Consider the following 7,126-nt stretch of genomic DNA (forward strand, 5'->3'; position numbering starts at 1 on the left):
TCAGCAATCCTTCAATAAACGCACTCAAAAAGAGCATATTTTTTGAGTTTAACTAGGGAAAAATCATGTTAAAAAAAACTATCATCACGCTAATTTTGAGTCTCCCTTTAAGTGTCTGGGCACAACCTAAGGGAGGAGCTATTGCTCAACAAGAGCTTATTCAAGCACTAAATGCTTTTGCTAATGCCTCTTGCCTTGCTGAACAGAAAGACTCCTATTTGAAGAAGACAGGGGAAGCTTGGGCAAATTCACTTATGGAAGGGAATAGTGAGTTTAATCCTGAAGAAGTGTTGATACCGTTGAGTGAAACAGTTGACAAGGCAATTGCTAATACCACAGCGTATGTTATTCGCTATGAGGCTTCACCTACGGGAGATTTGGAATTACCAATTGCTTATTGTTTTGATGTTATTCATCAACCTAATGTTCAAGCGTTAATTCGAGAGTTAAGCAAAAAATATAGTCGATTAGGTAAAAAACCAAATTAATATAGCGTTAATCAAACTTAACCGCTTTTTTCAGGCGGTTTTTTTAATGCAAAATCTTGAACTGGTATGGAAATTTTGGACTCCTTGGTGTCCAGAAAATTCATACCAGTTCAAACGAGGATTACCAAAGAATTCAGTACAAACCTTTTTTAATTCAGAAAACCTAATATTAGCAGGTTCATTCTGCATTTTTTCTATTATATTTTTTGTTGTACCCTTTAAAACATCTAATTGTATGTTAAAATTAGAGCATAATTAAATACTAAATATGAGGTTATTTTATGAACTCTATCTATGCTGAACAGTCCATTAGCGTAACCGAATTAAAACGCAATTACGCCTCTATACTAGCTACGGTGGATGCTCCAATAGCTGTACTCAATCACAATAAACCAGAAGCTTATCTTATTCCAGCAGATTATTTTGAAAGAATGATGATTCAATTAGAGGATATGGAGCTAAATATGATTGCAGAGAGACGAAAAGATGACAAATTAATTCAGGTTTCCATTGATGACTTATAAATTATTTTTCACAGAACAAGGCTTAAAGGAATGGAAAAAACTTGATAACAGTGTTGCTTCTTTATTTAAAAAAAAACTAATTGAAGTATTAGAAAATCCGCATATTCCTAAAAATAGACTATCTGGATATACTGGATATCGATATAAAATAAAACTAAAATCTATTGGTTTTAGACTGCTTTATGAAGTCATTGATGATCAAGTAATCGTTAAAGTCATCAGCGTTAATAGACGAGATTCTATCTATAAACGATAAAATATGACTAAGCCTTTATTTCTTATTTTTCAAAAAATAGAATTTAAGTTTTTAGTTTTTTAATTCAACTTGTTTGTAATGCAATATAGCATTACAATATAACTATCGTAATTTAAAACTAAAAAGGAGCATATCATGGCAACTCTTAGTATTCGACTTGATGATAAGTTAAAGCAGTCAGCATATCAAGCATTAGAGCATTTAAAGATTAGCCCTACCGAAGCCGTGCGTCTTTATTTTCAATACATTGCGGATAATAAGCGTTTACCTATTCAGCAAACAGTCATTTCAGATGATGAGGCTGAGCTATTACAAATAGTTCGTTATCGTTTAGCGAATCCTGAAAAAGCAATTGAGGTAACGTTGGATAACTTATAACCTCTGATTATCCACAGATTTTGTGGATAACTACTCCTAAAACATGACTAAGTCTTTATTTCTTATGAATTTTTAATGATTGCTTAGTATCTATACAACTTCATTTTTAAGAAGTCCATATCTACCTTAGCATGAGATTTAGCTTTATTACTTTCTTAGACCACTTTTCTACCTACTATGCAATAGTATAGATTCTCTCTTTTTCTATAGAGTATAAGTCTTTAACGTAGTTTTCCATATATTGCCAATCGGGGGTATTGTTGGCGGTGATAGGTAGAAATAGCGATAATTCTGGCAATACCGTGCTTGAAAGTTGGTCATTATAAGCAAAATAACTCATTTGCTTTTTAATAACACTAATCAAAAATAAGGCAATATTGTGGTTTAACTCTTTGTCTTTTAACTTTAAGCAATGAACTTTCATATCAAGGCTGGCTTGATATGGGTGGTAAAAAATCGTTCCGAGAAAAGAGACAGAGATAAAATTTTCATATACTCGGTAATTATCTGATTGGATATTTTTGTAATATCCAACAATTCCGTTATTAAGATTGGTAACGGTAATTCTTGGTACATCACCATCGGTTAAATCTTTGCGTGCAATCAACGCACCTGTTGGCACTTGTCGTTTATTTTTAAAAGGCTCAGTTATAAACAACTCACCAATGGTAAACACACCCCATTTTGCTATATCAACACTTTTTTCTGTTGCTTTTTCTACATAGCTTGCAACAGCAGAGATACCCTCTCTCTCTCTAGAATATAGGGCTTTGAGGTAGTTTTCCATATATTCCCAGTCGGTTCATCGCTTGCGGTAATGGGTAGTTTTATCTTTTCTTGCCTAATTGAATTAGAACTCCCCATATCGTTATATTCATAAAGTTTGCTTAAAGTTTTTCTTAAAATCACACTTATAAATATGCCGTTTTTTTCATTTCATATTATCGTTATATAACAAAATAATTGAACTACCACCGCCACCACGACCAAGAAAATCTACCGCTTGATAAAAACAACTGCCATCAACAGGGCTAATGGTTATACAATTTCCTTTATCCAAAACTTCATCAGCCAATGGCGTTACAAATTTATCAATGCCGTTATTAAAATTGCCTGATGATACAAATGGTACAGAGCCATCTTCATATTGTTTAATACTTCTGCTTTCAGGGCGTTTAATCTCAAACAATTCGCCAATAACAAACTCTTTCCAACCCGAAATATCCAATTTATTCATTGCTATCCCCTTGTAGATTTAATACCAACTTATCGTTTTCAATCACGGATTGATACAACACTTTATTAAGCAGGTTGTCGTTAAAAGTTTTTACATCTACACCGTCTTCAAACAAGATATAGTCCAAAATCACTTTTTTAAAATCTTCTTCAAAAATTTCAAATGCTTGCTGTGGTTTTTGATACGACAAACATTCGTTTGGGTCTAGCCATTGGTGCGTTTGGTATTTTGCATCGGTTTTGGTCAATACCACGTCAAGCCAATAGCGTTCAATCTCGCCCCAACGGTTTTTAATATCGTGCCGTCCTTGATTTTTCACACGCTCCAAGCCGTCATCCTCCATATAGCAAGCGAAGATTTTGCGGTTATTTTGGGGTTTGCCTGTTTCAAAGATAAAAATACTGGTAGTAACCCCTGCATCAAATAGGTTTTCAGGCAGCTTAATAATGCTTTCTAGCGTGTGTTTTTTCAGCAGTCCGCCCATTTTGTCTTTTTCTAGCTTTTTATCAGGCAGGATAAAGGCACATTTTGTCCCATTTGGCACATTATTGAGTACATTTTCTACAATTTGCTTACAGCCGTATTTGCGTTCATACGGTGGGTTCATCAGCACTTTACTGATATTTTTGGCTTTTATCCATTCGCAGGCTGCTTTTTCTCGTGCGTCTAGCTGTTCTAGGTTGGTTTTGCCGTCTTTGTGAATCAGCATATTGGCACTGGCAAGGGCGAAAATTTCTCGGTCAAATTCAATGCCAAAAAGCTGATTTTTCTTGATATTTTCGGCTTCTTGGGTATTGATACCGCCCACTTCTTTGATCATATTCGCCATTGCCTTGACAAGAAAACCGCCACTTCCGCAGGTCGCATCAAGCACTCTGTCATTATGGCTAACACCGATTAAATCGTACATAAACGAGGTAATATGTTCAGGGGTAAAGACTTGTCCGCTTTCAGATTTTTTCTTATAGCGGTTAAATTCGTTAAAGAAAATCCCCATGACATCTTCGCCATTCCAGTTATCTGAATTAACGGAATGGGAAATATCAATCACGCAATCAATAAAGGTATTGATGTCGTCTTGATTTTCTACAATGTTCATTCGAATTTCGCTATACACTTCAAGCAAAATCCCAATTTTAAGATTTTGTTGTTTATGCTCTTCTAATGATTTGGCAAGCGTGTTGTAAATTTTGTTTTGGAATGGAGCGTAGCCGTTGTTTTTAATCGCTTCCAAATTACCGCCAAAGCGTTCAACCACTAATGCCGAAGCCGTAAAAATCATACGATGATACAGATTTTTAATACCAAATTTGAAATGTAGTAAATCATTTGATTTTTTTAGTTAGTGCATAGATTCTATTTTTATCTATGTGATTGTCTTTGAATAGGTCTATATAGTATTGCTTGTTTTGTAAGGTTTTGGCAGTCGCAATCAGGGTTTTGTTTTTATATACCGCCACATCATTGCCATTGTAGAGAATACCAATGTTTTTTTTGTATTTAGTGCTAATAATATCGATATTTTTAAATAATTCATCAATAAATACTTGTTTACCAATATCCTTATCTTCGGCTTTTGTTTCAAGAATAATAGCAACATCATTGACATTATCGGATAAATACCAGCCGTCTGGTTTATCGCTAATGCCTTTAAAGCCTAGCTGATTAAAGGTGGTAATTTGTCCTGCCCCTTGTTTGATACCTTTTTCTTTTTTGTTAAAACCCAAAATGGTTTTGGCATCATCTCGTACTTCGTCTTCTGTTCTAAAATGGATCACATCAACCCCCAATAACCTGCAGGGTTAATAGCGATAGCATTACACTGTCTGTCTGTCTGTCTGTCTGTCTGTCTGTCTGTCTGTCTGTCTGTCTGTAAAAGCATGTGTTTTCCTTAAGCCTAAGTCAAGAGTTAATTTCAAAAATCAACTATTTAAAATGTAACAATGAGAGTACTTTAATTAAAAAGGTCATCTGGTATAGCCGTTCCGTGCTTTTTCCAAATTTCTAATGTGTTGATAAAGTATTGCTTATCTTTTACTATAGTTTTTAATTGGTAGAGTTCTTTAATAAACTCTTCCTCATTTTTATTTTTAATATCTGCTACTTTATTCAGCAAATAATAATCAGAATTCATTTCTTGGTATGTATCATAAGCAAAATAAACTAAATGATATCATCTATATCTGCATCACCAGCCCACGGTGGCGGTACATAGTTGCTCTTTTTACGCTCTGTAGCTGCTTGAGGGTTGGCTTGTTGATGTTTGCTAGTTGATTCTAGTCCTGCTTGACGAGGTTGTGTTTGAGATTTTTCAATTTTCGTATTAGTAAAATGCTTCTTACAAAATACAGTGATTGATTTTAATGAGACATTTACTTTATGGATACTTAAAAACTCTTGAATCTGCTTATAAGTCATTCCAGCCTCTCTTAATTCGGAAATTTCAGCCTTCCACGGAGTGAGTTTACCCTTATGGGATGTTTTTGATTTTGCTTGTTCTATAAATTCTTTTACGTTCATTTGTTCACCAATTTTATACCAATAAATAACCTAAAAAATAAATTTTCTATAACCTATAAATAACCTTTATTATGAACTATTTGTTAACTATTTTATAACATATAAACCAATAACATAACCATAATATACTATTTATAACCTATGTATAACTTATAAATAACCTTTTTAATAATCTAAATTTACCTAAAAAATATCACCACATTTATAAAAACCTATTGCCAACTCATTATCCTTCTTTTCAGACAATGGTTACTTTCTAAAATTTACCAGTATTTACCAATTTTATACCAATAAATAACCTAAAAAATAACAATTTCTATAACCTATAAATAACCTTTATTATGAACTATTTGTTAACTATTTTATAACATATAAACCAATAACATAACCATAATATACTATTTATAACCTATTTATAACTTATAAATAACCTTTTTAATAATCTAAATTTACCTAAAATTGATGAAACAACCCTCAAAAACAAAAAATACGAAGCAAAAACGGTAAAATCAGGGAGAAAAAGCCTAAAAATAGCTAGATGCAGGATAGGCTGTCGCCGTTAAAAGTGGACGCTTTTACGATCGCCAGCCACCTGTTTTTGCAAGCAAAAAAGAAATTCTGCTATCGCAGAAACGCCCTTTGGGCTATTTTTATTCCAGCATAACTGGAAACGCTATCGCTATTCCAAAGTTGTACAATATGTTGTACAATTAAATTTTAGGAGAAAATTATGCGAGCCATTACTTATAGCCAAGCTAGACAACACCTTGCTGATCAAATGCAAACTGTAGTGGATAATCACGAAAGCGTACTCATTACCCGTACTAATGGTGATAATTGTGTTCTCATGTCAGAGGCACTATTTAATTCATTAGAAGAGACGGCATACCTTTTGCGATCTCCAGCAAATGTAAAACATTTACTAGACTCTATTAAAGAATTACAACAAGGGCGTACTGTAGTATTTAAGGAGTTAGAGGATTGAAAACCCTTTTTACTTCCTCGGCATGGGATGACTATATTAATTGGCAAGAGACTGATAAACAGACATTAAAGCGAATTAATAAACTTATCAAAGAAATCCATCGTACCCCTTTTGAAGGTATTGGGAAGCCAGAGCCACTTAAATTTAATCTTTCAGGCTTATGGTCAAGAAGAATTACAGAAGAGCATCGTTTAGTATATGAGATTAAAGACGATACCCTTTTTATTATTTCTTGTCGCTATCATTATTAATAGACATAAAAAAAGCCAGCCCCTTTCGGAGCTGGCTCTTATTGTTTGATGAGATAATATTAAAAATCTATCGAAAAATCTTTATCTATATATTGATTTACCATTTCAGTAGCCATCTGATTTAACTTTAATGAAACTATTTCAACATCCATTACGTGACTTAATAAAGGATCATTTTTAATATCTTCTGCATATCGAATCACTAGGTTAGCTATATCCTCAGAATACTTTTCTAATCTCACAGCTTGTTCATAGGTAAAATAATCAGTGTAATTTTTAGCTAAAAAATGTAAATCAAATAAATCTCTACCCTTACTTCTTATGTTTTCACCATCAAATCCTGCTAATTATTGTACCCATCCCATTTTTAGTACAACTATAAAGTAGAAACGGAATGTTTTTGTTTGTACATTAAAGGGGTGAGCCCTTTAGTGCATCATGAGGTCTTTGCGTATTATAAATCGTTAACCACTCCTCTGGTTAGTTC

Annotated in this window: 13 protein-coding genes; 6 read left to right on the forward strand and 7 right to left on the reverse strand. The window is 33.4% G+C overall.

Features of this window, described 5'->3' with window-relative positions; genetic code table 11:
- Positions 1-65 precede the first annotated feature (65 nt).
- From V757_RS27735 to V757_RS26975, 4 genes are all read left to right on the forward strand, one after another.
- Complete coding sequence (locus V757_RS27735) at positions 66-488, forward strand: hypothetical protein (RefSeq protein ID WP_023953405.1); 423 nt, start codon at positions 66-68, stop codon at positions 486-488.
- A 281-nt stretch (positions 489-769) separates the two neighbouring features.
- Entirely contained in the window at positions 770-1,012 is a 243-nt protein-coding gene (locus tag V757_RS26965) for a type II toxin-antitoxin system prevent-host-death family antitoxin (protein WP_023953407.1), read from the forward strand.
- Positions 1,002-1,268 carry a type II toxin-antitoxin system RelE family toxin gene (locus V757_RS26970; protein WP_023953409.1) on the forward strand — a complete coding sequence of 89 codons (267 nt, stop codon included), beginning with the start codon at positions 1,002-1,004 and terminating at the stop codon, positions 1,266-1,268. Before V757_RS26965 ends, V757_RS26970 begins: the two co-directional genes overlap by 11 nt.
- 135 nt (positions 1,269-1,403) lie before the next feature.
- Positions 1,404-1,646 carry a type II toxin-antitoxin system RelB/DinJ family antitoxin gene (locus V757_RS26975; protein ID WP_023953411.1) on the forward strand — a complete coding sequence of 81 codons (243 nt, stop codon included), beginning with the start codon at positions 1,404-1,406 and terminating at the stop codon, positions 1,644-1,646.
- 175 nt (positions 1,647-1,821) lie between these two features.
- On the opposite strand, the gene V757_RS28995 is transcribed toward V757_RS26975, so the two are convergent.
- From V757_RS28995 to V757_RS26995, 6 genes are all read right to left on the reverse strand, one after another.
- Positions 1,822-2,433, reverse strand: a complete 612-nt coding sequence (locus V757_RS28995) for a restriction endonuclease subunit S (RefSeq protein ID WP_023953413.1) — start codon at positions 2,431-2,433, stop codon at positions 1,822-1,824.
- Positions 2,434-2,577: 144 nt separating this feature from the next.
- Positions 2,578-2,883, reverse strand: coding sequence for a restriction endonuclease subunit S (locus V757_RS29000; protein ID WP_218184523.1), 306 nt, complete (start codon positions 2,881-2,883; stop codon positions 2,578-2,580).
- On the reverse strand, positions 2,876-4,165 hold the full coding sequence (locus V757_RS26985) for an HsdM family class I SAM-dependent methyltransferase (RefSeq protein WP_218184524.1): 1,290 nt from the start codon (positions 4,163-4,165) through the stop codon (positions 2,876-2,878). Before V757_RS26985 ends, V757_RS29000 begins: the two co-directional genes overlap by 8 nt.
- A 43-nt stretch (positions 4,166-4,208) precedes the next feature.
- The gene (locus V757_RS29005; protein WP_218184525.1) at positions 4,209-4,661 is read right to left on the reverse strand and encodes a hypothetical protein; all 453 of its coding nucleotides are present in this window, start codon (positions 4,659-4,661) and stop codon (positions 4,209-4,211) included.
- A 176-nt stretch (positions 4,662-4,837) separates the two neighbouring features.
- Positions 4,838-5,017: a hypothetical protein gene (locus V757_RS26990; RefSeq protein WP_023953417.1), complete on the reverse strand. Its 180-nt coding sequence runs from the start codon at positions 5,015-5,017 to the stop codon at positions 4,838-4,840.
- 29 nt (positions 5,018-5,046) lie between these two features.
- The gene (locus V757_RS26995; RefSeq protein WP_023953419.1) at positions 5,047-5,403 is read right to left on the reverse strand and encodes a hypothetical protein; all 357 of its coding nucleotides are present in this window, start codon (positions 5,401-5,403) and stop codon (positions 5,047-5,049) included.
- A gap of 730 nt (positions 5,404-6,133) precedes the next feature.
- On the opposite strand from V757_RS26995, the gene V757_RS27000 reads away from it, so the two are divergent.
- Together V757_RS27000 and V757_RS27005 are read left to right on the forward strand one after the other, a co-directional pair.
- Positions 6,134-6,388: a type II toxin-antitoxin system prevent-host-death family antitoxin gene (locus V757_RS27000; protein WP_023953422.1), complete on the forward strand. Its 255-nt coding sequence runs from the start codon at positions 6,134-6,136 to the stop codon at positions 6,386-6,388.
- Complete coding sequence (locus V757_RS27005) at positions 6,385-6,639, forward strand: Txe/YoeB family addiction module toxin (RefSeq protein WP_023953423.1); 255 nt, start codon at positions 6,385-6,387, stop codon at positions 6,637-6,639. Before V757_RS27000 ends, V757_RS27005 begins: the two co-directional genes overlap by 4 nt.
- A 59-nt stretch (positions 6,640-6,698) precedes the next feature.
- Here V757_RS27005 and V757_RS27010 read toward each other — a convergent pair whose 3' ends face one another.
- Positions 6,699-6,881 carry a hypothetical protein gene (locus V757_RS27010; protein ID WP_023953425.1) on the reverse strand — a complete coding sequence of 61 codons (183 nt, stop codon included), beginning with the start codon at positions 6,879-6,881 and terminating at the stop codon, positions 6,699-6,701.
- Positions 6,882-7,126: the final 245 nt, after the last annotated feature.

The organism is Pelistega indica, from assembly GCF_000506865.1.
Taxonomy (GTDB): Bacteria; Pseudomonadota; Gammaproteobacteria; order Burkholderiales; family Burkholderiaceae_B; genus Taylorella; species Taylorella indica.

Coding starts and splice junctions, on each gene's coding strand:
- V757_RS27735 (WP_023953405.1), top strand. CDS start 66: ATGTTAAAAAAAACTATCATCACGCTAATTTTGAGTCTCCCTTTAAGT.
- V757_RS26965 (WP_023953407.1), top strand. CDS start 770: ATGAACTCTATCTATGCTGAACAGTCCATTAGCGTAACCGAATTAAAA.
- V757_RS26970 (WP_023953409.1), top strand. CDS start 1,002: ATGACTTATAAATTATTTTTCACAGAACAAGGCTTAAAGGAATGGAAA.
- V757_RS26975 (WP_023953411.1), top strand. CDS start 1,404: ATGGCAACTCTTAGTATTCGACTTGATGATAAGTTAAAGCAGTCAGCA.
- V757_RS28995 (WP_023953413.1), bottom strand. CDS start 2,433: ATGGAAAACTACCTCAAAGCCCTATATTCTAGAGAGAGAGAGGGTATC.
- V757_RS29000 (WP_218184523.1), bottom strand. CDS start 2,883: ATGAATAAATTGGATATTTCGGGTTGGAAAGAGTTTGTTATTGGCGAA.
- V757_RS26985 (WP_218184524.1), bottom strand. CDS start 4,165: ATGATTTTTACGGCTTCGGCATTAGTGGTTGAACGCTTTGGCGGTAAT.
- V757_RS26990 (WP_023953417.1), bottom strand. CDS start 5,017: ATGAATTCTGATTATTATTTGCTGAATAAAGTAGCAGATATTAAAAAT.
- V757_RS26995 (WP_023953419.1), bottom strand. CDS start 5,403: ATGAACGTAAAAGAATTTATAGAACAAGCAAAATCAAAAACATCCCAT.
- V757_RS27000 (WP_023953422.1), top strand. CDS start 6,134: ATGCGAGCCATTACTTATAGCCAAGCTAGACAACACCTTGCTGATCAA.